Raw genomic sequence first — 17,920 nt, 5'->3', positions numbered from 1 at the left:
TGAAAGTACATCCTATTTTTATTGAGTGAAATTAAACATTATAAATCAAGCTTTCTATCACCTATATAAGGTCTGCTATTTGTAGATGACCTTATCATAGGATGATAAGTATGCCTATATAGAAAACGTGACAACTTTGCTAAAAATTCTACTTTATCCTTCCTTGGACAACATATCTCACGCCAAAAATAAGACGCCCACACAGCATACTGCGAGTAGCAGCCCCACCAAATTGATGCGATTGAGTCGTTCTTTAAACGCGCCCACTCCGATCAATGTGGCGACTGCGATGACACCCACGTTCATCCCCGTAAACACAATACTGGGTGAATCGGAGAGCATTTGATGGGCTCTGATATAAGCATAAATATTACCCATGTTGAGCGCGCCAAGTAGCAATCCAGCGACAAGGGCGTCTGCCTGCCAGCGCACCCGAGTGACGAGCAGATAGACGAGTAATAATAAACCTGCGACGCCAAAGCTCACAAACAGTGTCAACGGAAAAGCAGTACCCTGCTTGGCAACCTGCTTAAACAAGATATCGATGATGCCGTAACCCGTCCATACACCGAATAACCACAGCGGTGTGTATTTTTTTTGCTTAGGGGTATCTGTCTGCTGTGGTCGATAAACCAGTGCTCCTAGTGCCAAAAAGCCAAGTACCAACCCCAGCACACGCGTACCTGTCAGCACCTCACCAAATAGCAAAAAAGCGGCAATGATCGGAATAATAAGTGATAAGCGCTGGGAGGCATCCGTTGCCACCATTCCCACCGCCTCAATAGCACGTCCAAGAATAATAAATACTGATGGGAGTAAAATGCCAAGTGCAATGATAATACCCCAAGCACTATCTAGCGCATGTATGGCGCCGACATCAGGCTTCAATAAAAGCCAAGTCAGTAAAAAAGCGACGGGATAACCTGCGACAATGGTCTGACGAATATCCATTTTCTTTTGGCGTAGTATTTTTAAAAGCACTGAAACAGCGACGCTACACAGCACCGCAATGGTTAGATACATCATTAAGGCCTACCTTTTGAACCCTAGTACTGGGTATTTATTATCCATACACTGGTGGCGCAGCATCAAGTAAGCCGCTTTGTATTCCACTGATTTCATTAAAAAATATGATGACAACGCTCATCATTCGATCAACTAAGCCAGTTGCGGTCTAGAAGGTAGCAAAATATATTTTTGACAGCAATCTATTTATCCGTATTTCCACGCGCGTTATTGGCAATAACGTATCAACCAAAAGCACGATGCATGGATCAATTACAATTTACTGCACGCCTGATTGCCAAGTTTTGATAAAATACCCTGCTATTTTATTAACATAAGTAACGACTCAAAACCGCTCTGTTTTGACGTATTATTGCCGCCTATGAACGCTCTCTTTCGTTTTTTTGAATCCCGTCTTCCTGCCTTCCCAGAAACGCCCATGCCATTGCCTCGTAAGGGGTTGTTGAAGTTTTTGTGGGCCTGTACTCATGGTTTACGTGGCTGGCTGTTCTTATTTATGATCCTCTCCGCAGGTGTTGGGGTCTATGAGGCCATGTTGTTTGCATGGATTGGTAACTTGGTGGATTGGCTGGGTGCTTATACCCCGCAGACACTGTGGGCAGAAAAAAGCGACATGCTACTGCTGATGTTTGCTGTGTTAATCCTTAGCCCATTTTGGATTGCCTTATCGTCATTGGTACATTTTCAAGTGATCCAAGGCGTGTTTCCGATGCAGATGCGCTGGCGTTTTCACCGCCGAATGCTTGGGCAGTCGATGCAGTTTTATCAAGATGAGTTTTCAGGACGTGTCTCAGCAAAGGTGATGCAAACGGCATTGGCCGTGCGTGATACAGTGATGACCATCACCGATATGATGATGTATGTGGTGGTGTATTTTGTCACTACTGGGGTGATTTTGTTTAATCTAGACAGCTTGCTGCTCATTCCATTTGCGGTTTGGTTTGTACTGTTTGGGCTTTCCATGTGGTACTTTATTCCGCGCCTCAAACGTACGGCCATTGTCCAAGCGGATGCCCGTGCGTTGATGACAGGACGCATCACCGATGCTTATGCCAATATCATGACCGTCAAGCTGTTTAGCCACTCGCAGCGCGAATTGGGTTATGCCAAATACGCGATGAATCAGTTTTTGGGTACGGTACACGCACAGATGCGCTGGGTCAGCTATCTTGAGGTCGTCAACCATGCCATCAGTGTGACTTTGATTGGCTCGACTGCAGCTATCGGTGTATATTTGTGGCAACAAGGTGATGTTGGTGTTGGTGCGATTGCCGCAGCGACTGCTATGGCACTGCGCTTAAACGGTTTGACCCACTGGATTATGTGGCAGACCACCAGTTTGTTTGAGAGTATTGGTACGGTACAAGATGGTATGCGTACTCTATCAGCCCCGCAAAAAATCGTCGATAAACCTAATGCGCAAACACTAACGGTCACTGATGGTCGTATTGTCTTTGATCATATTGATTTTGGTTACGAAGAGGATATGATCGCTGCCGATGATGAAGGCGCGCGCGTCGATGAGGCGCACAATGCAGGTACCGCACTGGCGAGCAACCGTGTGAAGCTGCTAGATGACTTTTATTTGGACATCAAACCAGGTGAAAAAATCGGTCTGGTCGGACGCTCTGGGGCAGGCAAATCAACCTTGGTGAATTTACTACTACGCTTCTTTGATGTCGATAGTGGCAAAATCTTTATTGATGGACAGGCAATTGATGAGGTCACTCAAGAGTCACTGCGCCAGCAAATTGGTATGGTGACCCAAGATACCTCATTATTGCATCGTACCATCCGTGAAAACATTGCTTATGGTCGTCCAGATGCCACCGATGCTGAAATTATTGAAGCCACTAAGCAAGCCCAAGCATGGGACTTTATCAAAGACTTAAGCGATGACAAAGGCAACACCGCCCTTGATACCCAGGTCGGTGAGCGCGGCGTCAAACTCTCAGGTGGTCAGCGCCAGCGTATCGCCATCTCCCGCGTAATGCTGAAAAACGCACCAATTTTGCTGCTTGATGAAGCCACGAGTGCCCTTGACTCTGAAATCGAATTTGCTATTACTGAAAGCTTAAACGACATGATGACTGGCAAAACCGTGATTGCCATTGCCCACCGTTTATCAACCGTTGCGGCACTGGATCGACTAGTAGTGATGGACAAAGGGCGTATTATTGAACAAGGCAGTCACGAGGCGCTGCTCGCACGCGATGGCGTCTATGCTAAATTATGGCAACGTCAAAGCGGTGGTTTCTTAGGTGAAGACAACTAAGACCCATCAAAATAAATCACAAGGAAGTGTTTATTTTATGGAAGCATTTACAAACAGCATCAATCTTGATGGTAAAAAAGCACGTTACTATCATCTTAGCCAGCTCAATCAGTCAGTTCAAACAGATAACCATCGCCGCACACCCGCGCATTTTTATGGTGGTAATAGTTTCACCGTTGGTACCTATACGCCATTGCTAAATGAGCTGGCAACTGAGTTTGATATCAGCTCACTTGCCCTGCGTGGCTATTGGTATGACAAACCGCACAGCCGTCGTCTAACGCGTGAGCAAGATGCTGACCTGCTTATTGAGTTTTTAGAAAAAACACAAGATAAGCCTGTCGTCGGTATCGGACATTCACAAGGCGCAACCGCCACAGCCATGGCAGCAGCCAAACGTCCAGAGCTGTTTTCGCAGCTATATCTGATAGAGCCTGTCACATTCACCAAAAACCAAGCTATTTTGTATAATCTGTTACCGCGCTCTATCCTGCTGAGTCGTGAGCCTTTCAAAAGCACAGTAAATCGGCAATCTACGTGGCCAAGTGTCGATGCTCATTATGACAACTTGCGTGCGCAGCGTGCTTATAGACGAATCAGTGATGAACACTTGCAGATATTTGCCGAACAGAGCTTGAGCAAAAATCCAAATGGAAGTTACAGCTTGATGTTTGCTCCAGAGCAAGAGCTGGCCAACTATTTTAGCGCCCCTCATATCGATGCCGCGCTCAAAAAACTACGCTGCCCTTATACGCTGATTACCGGTAAGCCTACCTTATTCATCAATGATAAGGTACGACAACAATGGCAAAAATTTGTGCCTGATAGCAGCATCATCTCATTGCTAGACTATGGTCACCTGCTGCCAATGGAAGCGCCCAAACTGTGTGCTCAGATCATTCAAGAGCACTATCAACGCAGCAAATAATGAGAGATAACTATTGATCTATGACTGACCTTTTTGCGCCCGCACCCACAGATAATATATTGCCCTATGATGGTAATGTAAACGATCTAGGCATAGTCATAAACGATGCCAATACCCTATACGATACATTGTTAAATGAGTTGCCTTGGCAATCGGATATAGTGACGTTATTTGGTAAAACTCATGTGACGACTCGCCAAATTGTCTGGATGGGAGACGCGGATGCAGACTATCAGTATTCAGGGCATACGCGGCAAACAGTACCATGGTCAGATATAGTGTTCCACGTGAAACAATATGTAGAAAAAGCGTTGGCAGACATCGGTATTGCAGCACATTTCAACACCTGCTTGCTCAACTATTATCCAACTGGCACTGATGGCATGGGCTATCATGCCGATGATGAAAAAGAGCTCGGTCATCAACCAATCATTGCATCTCTCTCCCTTGGTGCCACCCGCAAATTTGTCTTTAAGCACAAAAAAACTCAAGAAAAAGTCGCGCTTTATCTTGAGTCTGGACAATTAATTGTCATGCATGGAGACACACAGCGCTTTTGGAAGCATACAATCACGAAAACAAAAACAGTCGATACTGGACGGATTAGCCTGACATTTCGTCAAATGCTTGCAAACTAAAATTGCCATGGTCAGGTTGAGTAAACGATTACCTATGCAATGCGATCTAAAAAACGTTCACGGTAGCATTGATACGCCGCTTCACAGACATTGGCCGTATATAGTCAATCCTAAATAAAACAGATACATTATATATCAAGGTGGAACTGGTCTAAATTTTCCTTGCGTGCTGTGCCTACGCAGACAGAGGCTGCGAAAAAATTATCCCAGTCCCACTGTATCGTTTTTATACTGAATTCACTATAGTTGGCATTAACACCGCCTGCCACTACTGCACCCACCGCAGGAATGATTTGCGCGGCTTTCGTTTTGACCATATTGGTGGCCACTTTGGTTGCTGTCTGACGCAGTACCCGCGACATGACCTCTTCATTAATCTGATTAAATGTCTGCGTTTCTGGATCTTTAATCATCGCACGGGTATCATCCAGTGCTGCTTTGCGCGCTTCAGCAGAGGCAGAAGTAGCCACCGCCAACAAAGACATGGCAAACAACTGCTCGCCTTTATCATTCATGTCTAGGCCACATGATCCGTTACTTTTTCGTCTGTTTTTTATTCTCTGTATCTTTATTTTCAATGTCTTTATTCATAATCATAGAACATCCTTTGTTATTACTTCATTTATCAGCGTGTCTCTCACTATCCTACAGCAGACAACATTAGAGAGTAGGCCTGTTGTGTTGTCAGAGACACCATTCTTGTAGAGCTTTATGAAGTACGTAAAGGATCCTATGATTTTTAAAAAACTGGTTAGCGCCCCTTATTCAGAAGCAGCAAGGACAATTTTTCCGAATGCATCGCCCTTTTGTAGCTCATGGTGCGCGGCTACCACTTCTGATAAAGGATAGATTTTTTGGATTTTTAAGGTTAATTGACCATCAGCGACTTGCTGTAAAACACGCGCCATATCATCACCACTACGCTGCGCTTTATACCCTGATACTTCTAAGCTTTTTTGCTCGCCTGCTTCTTTGAGTTTATCGACCCAAATGGTTGGCAACACATTCACGCGCGCGCCCGATTTGAGCACACTCAGGGCGCGCACGCCAGCATCATCGCCAACTAAGTCAAGTAGTACGTCGGCTTGCAAGTCAGGGAACGCTTCGTCTTTGGTATAATCAATCCAGCCTGCCAGCTTGTCAGTATCGATAAGCTCACCGAGCTTGGCATATTTTTCTGGTGAGCAAATAACTGTGACCTTAATATCATCACGGCTTACTTTGTCCATTAATAGCTGTATTAATAAGTGACCGACGCCGCCTGCTGGTGCATTGATTACGACATGCTCACCCTCTTTGATATCTGCAAATTCCACAAACTGTAGCGCTGTTTGCCCAATGCACGGCAATGCCCCTGCCTGCTCTAATGTCACATTCTCTGGCACTTTGGCAAGCATTTTGGTGTCTACCGCCACGTACTGCGCATAGCAACCACCAGTAAAGGTCAAGGCGGCAACGCGATCTCCAATAGCGAACTCATCGCTGCTGCTATCAACCACTGTACCTGATACGTCAAACCCTAAAATAGCAGGCTGGTTATTGTCGAATTTTTGTTTTTGTATATTTTCTGCGCCCCACCCTTTGCCTTGGCGGGTTTTATAATCGACAGGGTTGATACCGGCATAGGCGACTTTGACCAATACCTGATCGTCCTGTAATTCAGGGATGTCGACACCATCCTGATATATCATTACTTCTGGTTCACCGAATTCACGTATCAGGGCAGCGTGCTGGGTATTGGGGAGTTGAGGTTGTTGGTTATTGTCGTTAGTAGATGGCGTTGCCATAGTGATATATCCTTATATTTTGTTTATTAGTTAGTGCTTACTATTTATTTCAAGTTAGATGACTATTTCATAAGGGGGGATTTTAGTCGATAGTATTTTTGCTAAAAAGATGTTTTAGTCTCGATAGATTATCAAGGCAGTGCATCCGAGCACATCACCACCAAGTATTAAGAAAGTATTAAGGCAGCATCAGCTTTGCACTAATCGGCAAATGATCCGACAATGATGACCACGGCTTTCCACCATGTACCCATGCGTCTTTGACAACCAAATTACGCAGATAGATACGATCTAAACTGAGCACTGGCAGTTTTGCGGGGAATGTCGGTAGCAATTTGCCATGACAATGTCTAAATGCTTCTATCATACCAAGCTCAGTTGCCAGTTTGTCGCAAGACATCTTTTTCCAATCGTTAAAATCGCCTGCCAAGATGAGCGGTTGATCAGGTGCAATCTCATTTCTTACATAATCGCTGATAGCCTGATACTGCTTAATACGGTCACGCTCAAACAGATTTAGATGCGCGCACAGTACAACAACTGGTCTGTCCCAACCGATAGGCTGCACTTCACAATGCAGGACGCCGCGCTGCTCTAGCCGATTGACCGTAATATTGACATTGTGCTTTGGGTCTAATGGGAACCGGCTTAATACGGCATTGCCGTGATGACCATTCTCGTATTCTGAGTTTTTGCCATAGCTATTTTCTAAATCCAAAAATTCGCCAAACCATTCATGCTGAGATTGATTGGGGTACTCATTATATTGCATGTTACGTTTGAGGTTTTGTCCCTGCACTTCTTGTAGACACAATATATCAGCACCCACAGTTTCTAGCGCTTGAGCAATACCTTGCATTTTCACCTGACGGTTTAGTGGTGACATGCCTTTGTGAATGTTGTAGCTAGTTAAAACAAAAGAGGTGGTAGTCATAATTTGGTTAATTGTACGCTCAATATTTATGGAGTAAAAATCAATAGCTCAGCTACGATAACACTCAGAGTGATAGTAATGAAAGAAATAAAAAGAGCACTGGCTCATATCAAACCAATGCTCTCATATTACACCTATGCATTATTAATGGCTAATTCATAAATGAATATCGCACGTAGGTGTTATTGTTAGATCATCGTTAAATTAGTAACGAGTAACCAACGCGATTGGTTGATCTTCACCCATGATATCTTGTGGCATAAATACAGCTTTACCACCATTATGGATGACATGCTCGATGATTTCACCGATCGCATCATCAGTCACGCCTTCTGCGCTAGCGTCGCTTACAAGGCTTAGAGTTTGCGCTTTTTCATCAATTTTGGCAGATTGGATATAGCCACGACGTACATAAAGGGTCTCGCCAGCGCCTTGGAATGCACTACGGTATACTTCCTGCAGATCAGTCTGCAGCATATTCGCACCGCGGGCTTTATCGATTTCGCCCAAAGCAGCATGATGTAATGATGTACGGTATTCTTCTACCGCTTCTTGTACACTATCAACGATATGCTGAGCGCTGCCATCTTCTAAATTAGTAACATTTGACACGGTAGCAATGATGTTGTCTGGACGGTCGCAGACTTCTTTATAGTAACCGATGTTTTTGGCGTCACCAACGATCACGAGTGGCATTTTGTGCTCACCCCATAGCTCTTGTACGCTTTTATCGACTTGATTAAAGTATTCTTTTAAGTGGCTGCTTTCATTATTTGATGAACGATCTGACCCACCGTCACCTGTGTTATACAGCCCGTTATTTTCAACAGGAAACTGGATATTTTCCATGTTGTTTTGTATGTCGTCATCTTTATCAAACTCTCTAATGACGCGATCATTTGATGCTTCAATCAGACGAGAATTATCGCGGGTTAGGACAACCGTGTAGTAATGTACCGCACTGGCCATATCACGCACCAAATCACGAGTGGCAAAGCTGTCTGATATGACAACGCGCTCGGTCGTATCGATTGGCATACGGACGATTTGCACATCATCTGTACTAGCAAATATCGCTAAAGTATCAAGATTATAGTTATGATTTAATTCTTTGGTCTTTGCATGAATATTATCTAAAATAGTCGTCGCTGTGCTCTTATCATATTCTTTATTTAGGCGGTCTTCGACAACTTTCAACTGATTTTTTAGAGCGATAGGATCTTGCTCGTTAGCTGGATGCGCGCGGTGAGTCTTAACAAAGATACTTACCGCTGGATTGGCTTTGGTTTCACGTAAGCTTTTAAGAGTCGCTTTCATATATTGCTCCTTGTTTTATTATCATTTACTTTCGATTTTATACATTCTTTTATGTGTACAATGTCAGGGCATCTTGCCTTATTTATTATTAATAGCAGCTCTAATCATTGTCGATAAACAACGAATTATGCTGTCAATTCATCAATATTTTTTGTCCATTGTCTATCTGTACGCCTGATCGGCGTACAATTTTTAAATTCCTTTATCTTGATGCTAACAGCTACCCTAAGCTCGCTATAGGGTTAATTTGCAAGCAAATGATAGCACTTTGTAAGTAGAGCAATCTGTATTGTTAAAGATTTCTAACATCTCAGCTTACTATATTATTTGTCGTTTCCTTTGAGCATTCACTTTTAGTTTAAGCATTCACTTTTAGTTTATAAGTACTCAGGTTGTATTTTGACTAAATGAACCCATCTTTTATATAACTAAATATAAATTTTAAATGGCGCGAATCGTAGTACATCGCAAAGTTAGCTCGTATCAAGCGCGATTTAAAAGCTACGTTTGCCCAATGTTTCTTTCATAATAATCATTAATATCGGATACCTTTATGTCTCTTCCTTCTTCAGATTTGCGCCTTGTTGATTTTACCAATGCTGCGCCAAGTACATTACAAACCCAAGTCATCAATGCTATCGACGATGCCAATAGTTTCTTAGATAACTTGACGGCGGGGGCTGACAATAGTACTGGCATTGCAAAATTAAGCGCTGAGCAAGCGCTGGCAGATGTGATGCAGTTTGATCATATCAATCTAGCGCTAGATCGTAGCTGGGGAATCTTGTCTCATCTCAATGGCGTGATGAGTAACGATGAGATTCGTCATGTCCACCACGAGCTACTGCCCAAGTTATCGGCTTACGGGACGCGGGTTGGTCAACATCAGCCACTTTTTACCCGCTATCAAACGATCGCCGATGATACCGAGTTTTTTGCGGCACTTGAGCCGGCACGTGCGCGGGCGATCGAGCTGGCACTACGTAGCTTTGAGTTATCAGGGGTCGCCTTGCCTCAAGCTGAGCAAGATAAATTTGCTGCTATTCAAAGTGAGCTATCTACCTTATCTGCGACATTCTCAGATCATATCTTGGATGCAACCCAAGCCTTTGCATTGCCTCTACAACCAAATCAGCTAAAAGGCTTAACAGAGAGCGGTTTGGCGCTATTGGCAGATGCAGGTGCACAGTACAAAACGCGTGAGCTTGCTAATGGCACCCTGAGTCAAACAGATATAGACGCGCTTCCGACGCCTTATTATGTCGCAAGCTTGAACATTCCTATATATCTAGCGGTTATGACCCACGCTGATGACCGCAGCTTACGGGAAACGCTGTATCGCGCTTATGTCACGCGCGCCTCTGAATTTGATACGCATACCAATGCTAAAGGTGAGTCATTAAACAATGCTGACATCATGAGCCAAATTCTCACCTTACGTGAACAAAAGGCCAAGTTATTAGGATTTGCTAACTATGCTGAAGTCTCTCTATCGACTAAGATGGCAGACAGTGTCTCAGAGGTAGAAACGTTCCTGCGTGACTTGGCCACTCAAGCGACCCCGGCCGCGCAGAAAGATTTAGCACAGTTACAGAGGTGTGCGCAGGATTATGGCATTGATGAATTGCAACCTTGGGATAGCGCCTACATCGCTGAGAAAGTAAAACAAAGTGAATTTAGCTTGTCACAAGAAGAGATTCGTCCTTATTTCCCACTGCCAAAAGTGACGAGCGGTTTGTTTGCCATTGTCGAACGTCTATATGGTATTACAGTACAAGAGCAAAGCTATGAGGGTGCAGATGATCATTCTGTATCACGCTGGCACGATGACGTACGTTTTTACCAACTGTTTGATGCTGATGATCAATTGATTGGCGGATTTTATTTTGATTTGTTTGCTCGTAGCGGCAAGCGCGGCGGTGCTTGGATGAGTGGTTTTCAATCTCGTTACAGTTACGAGGAACAAAACCATCAGCAGCTACCTGTTTGCTTCATGGTTGGCAATTTTACGCCCGCACTTGATGGCAAGCCAAGCTTATTGACCCATGAAGAGGTGCTGACCTTATTCCACGAATTTGGTCACGGCTTACATCATTTGTTAACTCAAGTGACGGTCGGTGATGTCGCGGGTGTCAATGGCGTCGAATGGGATGCCGTCGAGCTTCCTAGTCAGTTTATGGAAAACTGGGCTTGGGATGCTGAAGGCATTGCCCTTATTAGCAGTCATGTCGACACTGGCGAGCCATTGCCTAAAGACAAACTTGATGCACTATTGGCTGTCAAAAACTTCCAAAGCGGCCTACAAACGCTGCGCCAGATTGAGTTTGCGCTGTTTGATTTGCTGATTCATGCCCATACACCAGCACTTAATTATGAGGGTATCTTAGCGACTTTAAATGCCGTGCGTAGCGATATCGCTATCATGCAAACACCTGACTATAACCGCTTTGCCAATGGCTTCAGCCATATATTCGCAGGTGGCTATGCTGCAGGTTATTACTCGTATAAATGGGCTGAGCTGCTATCAGCTGACGCGTTTAGTAAGTTTGAAGAAGACGGTATTTTTAACCCAGCAACGGGTAAAGCTTTTCGTGAGTCGATCCTGTCTGTTGGAGGCAGTTTTCCAGCCAAAACCAATTTCGAAAACTTCCGTGGCCGTAGTGCGAACATAGATGCCTTGCTACGCCATAACGGTTTCACTGATGCAAAAAACACTGATGCTGCAAATGCTCAAACAACACGCGAGGCTATCTAAATGCGCTATCAGTCATCAAGCCCTAAACGTCGATTTTTAGCAGGAGTGCGCTGTCCAAAATGCCAGGAGATGGACGCTGTGGTACAGATAAATATTGTTACGCCAGCGCCAGATGAATACATCGAATGCACAAAATGCGGACATTCGGAACATCGCCCTGACCCTGATGCCATCAGCGCCAAAAACCATCTTGAGGATCAGCTTGCTCGCGATGCCATGACAACAGGCACCAGTGGTACAGTCAAGTTCAAACCCTAGTTATCCAGTGTTGTTTCTAGACTACCACCTAAGCAACTCACTATTTCATACTGACTTAAGCCTATCTATCAATAGATAGGCTTTTTATTTTGAGTTTGCTATAGTAGGTCTACTTATATTCTTGACACAAATCGATCATAATATGAACCGTAAAAAAATGCGCCCTTTATCGACCAAGCCTTCTAGGGCAACATCTGCGACAGCTGGCCGACGAGTTTGGATTATCCTTATTTTTGCGGTGATACTCATTGCTGTTGGTTACTTACTTTGGGTAAAACCCGAGCCAGAAGTGGTTTCACCTATCATTCAATCAACTACGATGAATAAGCAAACCGAGGCTGCTCAAGCGGCTTCAACTCCACACGTCATAACTGATGAGCCTGACACTGTACTCACTGACAGCAGTTTCACTGATGAAAGCGCCAGTGCAGACGACAATAAGGGTGTTGAAACGCGAAACCCTAAAGCTATCTTAAATGCACCGCTGCCAAAGACGGACAGCTTAGCCAAAGAAGAAATTGATCGTTTAGAAGATGAACGTAAACGCTTAGCTGAACAAGAAAAGTTGGCTGCTGAGCAATTGGCAATGAATAAACAGCTAACCGATATGAAAGCAGAACAAATCGCTCTACTTGAACAGCAAATAGCACAATTAGAAGCGGATAGCTCTACTAGTACAGAGACACAATAAACGCAGGATTTTCACAAAGAGGTCTATAATGGCGATTCTACAACTTACGCATGCCTCTATTTTAAATAGCAATGCACAGCTGCTTGTTTTACCTGTCAATAACGCTGGTGTCATTCTAGACCCTGTGCTCACGCGAGCCAAAACATTGTTTCCTGATAACTATCATCATTATCATAGCGTGTGCCGTGATGGCAGTCTGAGTGTCGGCAGCTGCTTACTGTATAAGCGCACACGTGAGCAATCTGGTCTTGGCATCAGTAGTAACGGCAATCAACCAAGTTATATCGCCAACCTTGCTGTATCAAACCACCCATACCATCCTGCGCGGTCGCGTTGGCTCATCGCGGCTTTGATTGACCTACAGCAGAAATTAATTCCGCTCATACGCTATCAGGGTATCCGTAGGGTTGCGCTACTCGCTCGTCCGCTTATCTCCGATAATCCTCGCGATCCTATATCTAATAAAAATGGGAGTATAAATTCGCTACCTCTAGATTGGCAGACTGATACGTTGCCATTATTGACCACGTATTTACAAGACCTACCAAAACTGCGTATCGATATACATATGCCCAAAAGCATTGATTTATAAATGGCTCTCTAGCCAGTCATCATTTTTTTGCGCCTATAAAAAAACCGCCTTGGGCACTCATAAGAGCATCCCAAGGCGGTTTTTATGAATCAAACTACATCAAATACTGAGCCTTAGTTCTGCTCAACACCTTTCATCGTCAGTTTGATACGGCCGCGGTTATCAACGTCTTGCACAAGCACTTTAACGACCTGACCTTCTTTCAGATAATCAGATACATTTTCTACGCGCTCTTCTGCGATTTGTGAGATGTGCACTAGGCCATCAGTGTTTGGTAATAGGTTAACAAACGCACCAAAGTCGACGATACGAGCAACCGTACCTTCATAAGTTTTGCCAACTTCAACTTCAGCAGTTATTGCTTCGATTTTACCGATAGCGGCTTTAGTCGCTGCTTTGTTTTCACCAAAGATACGAATCGTACCAGCGTCATCGATATCGATAACCGCACCAGTCTCTTCGGTTAGCTGACGGATAGTTGCACCGCCTTTACCGATAACGTCACGAATTTTGTCTGGGTTGATTTCGATAACGGCATAGTTTGGTGCATGAGCGTTGATTTCAGTACGGCTCTCAGGCAATACTTGGTTCATTGCGTCCAAGATATGGATACGACCAGCGTGGGCTTGCTTAAGCGCTTGCTCCATGATGTCAGGGGTAATACCTTCAATCTTGATATCCATCTGTAGTGCAGTGATACCGTTTTTAGAACCAGCTACTTTAAAGTCCATATCGCCTAGATGATCTTCGTCACCTAAGATATCTGACAAGACAGCAAAACGCTCGCCTTCTTTAACCAGACCCATCGCGATACCAGCAACTGGTGCTTTTAATGGTACGCCTGCATCCATCAACGCCAAGCTTGCACCGCAAACAGACGCCATAGAAGATGAACCGTTTGATTCAGTGATTTCTGATACCACACGGATGACGTATGGGAAGCGCTCGCTGTCTGGTAGCATCGCTTGTACACCGCGGCGTGCTAGGCGACCATGACCGATTTCACGACGCTTTGGCGCGCCTTCACGACCTGTCTCACCTACTGAAAAGTGTGGGAAGTTATAATGCAGCATGAAATGGTCGCGAATCGTGCCACCTAGTGAGTCAATCATATTGACATCACGGGTGTTGCCTAGCGTGGTGGTAACCAATGCCTGCGTCTCGCCGCGCGTGAATAGCGCAGAGCCATGCGTGTATGGCAATACGCCAACCTGTACGTCAAGTGCACGAACCGTCTCAAGATCACGACCATCAATACGTGGCTTACCTGATAGGATATTGTCACGCACGGTGCGGTATTTTTGTTCTTCATAGATGTCTTTGAGCTCAGACACTTTGTCACTGTAGTCGTCCGCTTCAGCATCACCTGCTAGGCTCTCAATGATGGCTTGCTTAATCTCATCAAGGGCCGCGTAACGCTCTTGCTTTTCAGTGATGGTGTAGGCTTCAGCGATTTTGTCGCCGAACTGCGCTTTTACCGCAGACTCTAGCTCAGCATTGGCAGCAGGCGCGGTGAATTCTTGCTTTTGTGTGCCCACTTCTTCAGCAAGGGCAACGATGTTGTCGATGACGATTTGTTGCTGCTCGTGACCGTACAAGACTGCGCCTAACATTTGGTCTTCTGACAGCTCTGCTGCTTCTGATTCAACCATCAATACTGCTGATTTGGTGCCCGCAACCACAAGGTCAAGGTCACTGGTTTCTAGCTGCTCAAGCGTTGGGTTTAGCACGTATTCGCCATCGATAAAGCCAACGCGTGCGCCAGCGATAGGACCGTTAAACGGCGCATCTGAGATTGCCAATGCCGCTGATGCACCAATCATCGCGGCGATGTCTGCGTGCTGCGTCTTGTCTGATGACACGACGGTGGCAGTAATTTGAATCTCGTTTACATAACCTTCAGGAAATAACGGACGAATCGGACGGTCGATTAAGCGAGAGGTCAGCGTTTCAAACTCGCTCGCACGGCCTTCACGTTTGCCGTAAGCACCTGGGATTTTACCCACAGCGTACATTTTTTCTTGATAGTTTACGGTCAATGGAAAGAAGTTTTGACCTTCTTTGGCTTCTGATTTTACGACTGCTGCGACAAGTACGGTCACGCCACCCATATGTACTAATACAGAGTTTGCTTGACGGGCAATTCGGCCTGTCTCGATAACGACCTGCTGATCGCCGTACTGAAATTCACGCTTAATGGTATTAAACATTGTCATATAATCTTCCTAATGTTGACTGACAAAAGTGATATCAGCTTTGAAAAACCTGATATCTGTCATTAAAATTCTGTGTATATGGTCATTAACTGACAATCTCTCTATTAGAAATCATCTCAATCAATGCCAATAACTTTACCTAATTATTTCATATATCTTTTCGTGCTAGACATCGTACTATTATGTATATTTGGTCGTTCAATTTTGGCTTTACTATAAATACTATCAAACAGACATTAAGTCAAAAGACTTCGGCGCTAAAGACCGTCCAGGCTATGTCTACGCTCTCAAGAATCAGCTATTTACGCAGTAAGCTAAGAGACAAGTACTTTATCAGTAGTCGCTATATATTCAGTAGATATACTATCGAACTCACAAGGCATTATTTTACAGTGATTTATAGCCATTGACCAATTAATTGCAGAACAGAGCCGTTATCGATAGGAAATACTGATTTTAACGCCCAATCAGCATCATTATCATTATTTTTGGTAGCTGATGTTTGTCGACATTGATGTGTTTTAGACAAATGGTGCTATCTAAACATAGCTTTCAAAATGAATAAGCATAAAAAAACGGCGTGAAACTATTCCACACCGTTTTTAGAAAAATCTATTTTATCGATAACAACAAACAAGTTCCAAGCGGTTAGCAAAAATTTTAAGATTCTGCCATATAATGGCGTCCTTTGTTTTACCACCCACTCGTATTATTGTCGTTAGATTAGCGACGTAGACCTAACTGACTGATAAGAGTGGTGTAGCGACCAAGATCTTTACCTTTTAGGTAATCAAGCAATTTGCGACGCGTGTTAACCATACGGATAAGACCGCGACGGCTATGATGGTCAGCTTTATGTTCTTTGAAATGATTCTGCAAATCGTTGATACGAGCGCTCAACAAAGCTACTTGAACTTCTGGGGAGCCAGTGTCGTTTTCGCCACGTTGGTATTGAGCGATGATTTGTTCACGATCGGTATTAGTTAGCATAAATATCTCCGGCAATGCTAAAAACTTTAAAAACGGACTACAATTTGAGTCAGATTAAAAGCAGTAGAATAGTAAATAAAATAACTTGCGCGCCATTCAGGACAACCCTGCATTACTAGAGTTGACCTAGTGTACGACAAATTCAGTTAAAGATAACGACCATTTAACACGTTTGAACGTATGCATTATATTTATCAACGTCAACACCTAGTTAAGGTGTGGATCTAACTAACATACATTATTCAAAACCTGATTTAAATGTGAGGGCAATTATAACAAAAAACTGCTGAACTATCAGCAGTTTTTCATAAAACTTGTAAATTTAGATCTGGCCTTAATGGGAGGACAGTTTATCAACAGATGACAATGTTTGCTTATTTGTTAATATCATCTTGTGTTGCATTGCCACCTAGCTCGTCATCGTCAAGTGGTGACGCTGTGGTGGCTTCTGCCAAACTATCAGGAGTAGCATCCTCACCAGGATCAATGTCTTCTGATAATTGCTGAATTTTTTTTTCTTGCGCATCCATATTATCTGTTGAGTTACTCATGTTAGCTCCTACATTATTATTTTTCAAAATATCTATTTTACAGTTACCAATACTAAAATAATTATTGCTACTAAGCTAAAGCCAAATGCAGCTGTACCATTCTAGGCTGAATGACACACAAAGATACTATTTGTCTTCTTTAGCATCTTTTACATTACTAGCAATGCGGTCTGCTGCTGCTTCGCTGTTTTCAGTATGGTTGTCTTCAGTTTGACTCTTAAGAGCGGCCGTTGCCGATTCAGCACGTTGTTGCTCAAGTTCAGTATCATTTGGGTTAGAGTTAGACATAATATTTTCCTTAATTGTAATTATATCTTTAATTGTAATTATAAATAGTTGAGAATTTTTAATTTTTCATCTTTCAATAAATAAAGCAAAATTTAAGACAATGCTTTGTCGATAGCATCGACAAAATTACTGATATCATCTGGATTACGTGAAGTAATTAAACTGCCATCGACTTGTACAGTCTTATCGACGTACGTCGCACCAGCATTTTCTAGATCGGTTTGCAGCGTATGATAGGCGGTTAGTGTTTTGCCTTTAGCAATGCCCGTGTTGATAAGTGCCCAAGGTGCATGACAAATCACAGCTAATGGTTTACCTGCGTCGTTAATGGCATTGATAACCTTATGAGCGTCTTTGTTACCACGAATAGTATCAGCGTTCACTGTACCACCTGGCAATACCAATGCATCATAATCGGAAACATTTGCATCTTTTACGAAGATATCAGCAGTAAAGGTATCACCTTTATTTACATCCTGCTGCATGGCTTGGACTTCTTTAGCATCGTTCGTAGTGATCAGTAGCGTCTTATAACCTTTGTTTTTTAGCTGGTTATTCACATCTTCATATTCTGCTTGCTCGAAGTTATTGTGTAGTAAAAAAGCGATCGTTTTCATAATATTTCCTTTTGTATTTAGCATTGAGTTTGTATTAATTCATTTGTTTTAATATTT

The 17,920-nt window shown here is 43.6% G+C and carries 17 protein-coding genes; 7 read left to right on the top strand and 10 right to left on the bottom strand.

Annotation, left to right across the window (positions count from 1 at the left end):
* Nucleotides 1–177: 177 nt before the first annotated feature.
* Entirely contained in the window at nt 178–1,026 is an 849-nt protein-coding gene (locus BLR43_RS06530) for a hypothetical protein (protein WP_093069739.1), read from the bottom strand.
* 361 nt (nt 1,027–1,387) lie between these two features.
* On the opposite strand from BLR43_RS06530, the gene BLR43_RS06525 reads away from it, so the two are divergent.
* From BLR43_RS06525 to BLR43_RS06515, 3 genes are read left to right on the top strand one after another with little or no spacing between them, the layout of a single operon-like run.
* The gene (locus tag BLR43_RS06525; RefSeq protein ID WP_093069736.1) at nt 1,388–3,301 is read left to right on the top strand and encodes an ABC transporter ATP-binding protein; all 1,914 of its coding nucleotides are present in this window, start codon (nt 1,388–1,390) and stop codon (nt 3,299–3,301) included.
* Between the two features lie 37 nt (nt 3,302–3,338).
* Nucleotides 3,339–4,229 (top strand): alpha/beta fold hydrolase, encoded by an 891-nt coding sequence (locus tag BLR43_RS06520; RefSeq protein ID WP_093069733.1) that lies wholly within the window; start codon nt 3,339–3,341, stop codon nt 4,227–4,229.
* Nucleotides 4,230–4,249: 20 nt separating this feature from the next.
* Nucleotides 4,250–4,867, top strand: a complete 618-nt coding sequence (locus tag BLR43_RS06515; RefSeq protein ID WP_093069730.1) for an alpha-ketoglutarate-dependent dioxygenase AlkB family protein — start codon at nt 4,250–4,252, stop codon at nt 4,865–4,867.
* Between the two features lie 128 nt (nt 4,868–4,995).
* Here BLR43_RS06515 and BLR43_RS06510 read toward each other — a convergent pair whose 3' ends face one another.
* The 4 genes from BLR43_RS06510 to BLR43_RS06495 form a co-directional block, all read right to left on the bottom strand.
* A complete protein-coding gene (locus BLR43_RS06510) occupies nt 4,996–5,382 on the bottom strand; it encodes an EcsC family protein (protein ID WP_093069727.1) in 387 nt (128 codons plus the stop codon).
* Nucleotides 5,383–5,628: 246 nt separating this feature from the next.
* Entirely contained in the window at nt 5,629–6,654 is a 1,026-nt protein-coding gene (locus BLR43_RS06505) for an NADP-dependent oxidoreductase (RefSeq protein WP_071002593.1), read from the bottom strand.
* A 178-nt stretch (nt 6,655–6,832) separates the two neighbouring features.
* Nucleotides 6,833–7,588, bottom strand: a complete 756-nt coding sequence (locus tag BLR43_RS06500; RefSeq protein ID WP_093069724.1) for an endonuclease/exonuclease/phosphatase family protein — start codon at nt 7,586–7,588, stop codon at nt 6,833–6,835.
* Nucleotides 7,589–7,792: 204 nt separating this feature from the next.
* Nucleotides 7,793–8,905 (bottom strand): AOC03_06830 family ribosome hibernation factor, encoded by a 1,113-nt coding sequence (locus tag BLR43_RS06495; RefSeq protein WP_093069721.1) that lies wholly within the window; start codon nt 8,903–8,905, stop codon nt 7,793–7,795.
* Between the two features lie 553 nt (nt 8,906–9,458).
* Between BLR43_RS06495 and BLR43_RS06490 the strand changes: the two genes are divergently transcribed.
* From BLR43_RS06490 to BLR43_RS06475, 4 genes are all read left to right on the top strand, one after another.
* Nucleotides 9,459–11,660 carry a M3 family metallopeptidase gene (locus tag BLR43_RS06490; protein ID WP_093069718.1) on the top strand — a complete coding sequence of 734 codons (2,202 nt, stop codon included), beginning with the start codon at nt 9,459–9,461 and terminating at the stop codon, nt 11,658–11,660.
* The gene (locus BLR43_RS06485; protein ID WP_058023599.1) at nt 11,661–11,918 is read left to right on the top strand and encodes a YheV family putative zinc ribbon protein; all 258 of its coding nucleotides are present in this window, start codon (nt 11,661–11,663) and stop codon (nt 11,916–11,918) included.
* A 142-nt stretch (nt 11,919–12,060) separates the two neighbouring features.
* Nucleotides 12,061–12,609: a cell envelope integrity TolA family protein gene (locus BLR43_RS06480; RefSeq protein ID WP_058023600.1), complete on the top strand. Its 549-nt coding sequence runs from the start codon at nt 12,061–12,063 to the stop codon at nt 12,607–12,609.
* Nucleotides 12,610–12,637: 28 nt separating this feature from the next.
* Nucleotides 12,638–13,201 carry a hypothetical protein gene (locus tag BLR43_RS06475; RefSeq protein ID WP_071002598.1) on the top strand — a complete coding sequence of 188 codons (564 nt, stop codon included), beginning with the start codon at nt 12,638–12,640 and terminating at the stop codon, nt 13,199–13,201.
* A gap of 113 nt (nt 13,202–13,314) precedes the next feature.
* Here BLR43_RS06475 and pnp read toward each other — a convergent pair whose 3' ends face one another.
* The 5 genes from pnp to BLR43_RS06460 form a co-directional block, all read right to left on the bottom strand.
* On the bottom strand, nt 13,315–15,417 hold the full coding sequence (gene pnp, locus BLR43_RS06470) for a polyribonucleotide nucleotidyltransferase (RefSeq protein WP_093069715.1): 2,103 nt from the start codon (nt 15,415–15,417) through the stop codon (nt 13,315–13,317).
* 723 nt (nt 15,418–16,140) lie between these two features.
* Nucleotides 16,141–16,407, bottom strand: coding sequence for a 30S ribosomal protein S15 (gene rpsO, locus BLR43_RS06465; RefSeq protein WP_058023603.1), 267 nt, complete (start codon nt 16,405–16,407; stop codon nt 16,141–16,143).
* Nucleotides 16,408–16,781: 374 nt separating this feature from the next.
* Complete coding sequence (locus BLR43_RS13600) at nt 16,782–16,958, bottom strand: hypothetical protein (RefSeq protein ID WP_167669387.1); 177 nt, start codon at nt 16,956–16,958, stop codon at nt 16,782–16,784.
* Between the two features lie 126 nt (nt 16,959–17,084).
* Nucleotides 17,085–17,246 (bottom strand): hypothetical protein, encoded by a 162-nt coding sequence (locus BLR43_RS13595; protein ID WP_156770984.1) that lies wholly within the window; start codon nt 17,244–17,246, stop codon nt 17,085–17,087.
* Nucleotides 17,247–17,338: 92 nt separating this feature from the next.
* Nucleotides 17,339–17,863 carry a type 1 glutamine amidotransferase domain-containing protein gene (locus BLR43_RS06460; RefSeq protein WP_093069713.1) on the bottom strand — a complete coding sequence of 175 codons (525 nt, stop codon included), beginning with the start codon at nt 17,861–17,863 and terminating at the stop codon, nt 17,339–17,341.
* Nucleotides 17,864–17,920: the final 57 nt, after the last annotated feature.

Source organism: Psychrobacter pacificensis, assembly GCF_900101915.1.
Taxonomy (GTDB): domain Bacteria; phylum Pseudomonadota; class Gammaproteobacteria; order Pseudomonadales; family Moraxellaceae; genus Psychrobacter; species Psychrobacter pacificensis.
Note: the sequence above shows the minus strand (reverse complement) of the source record. Positions and strands in the feature narration are given on the sequence as shown.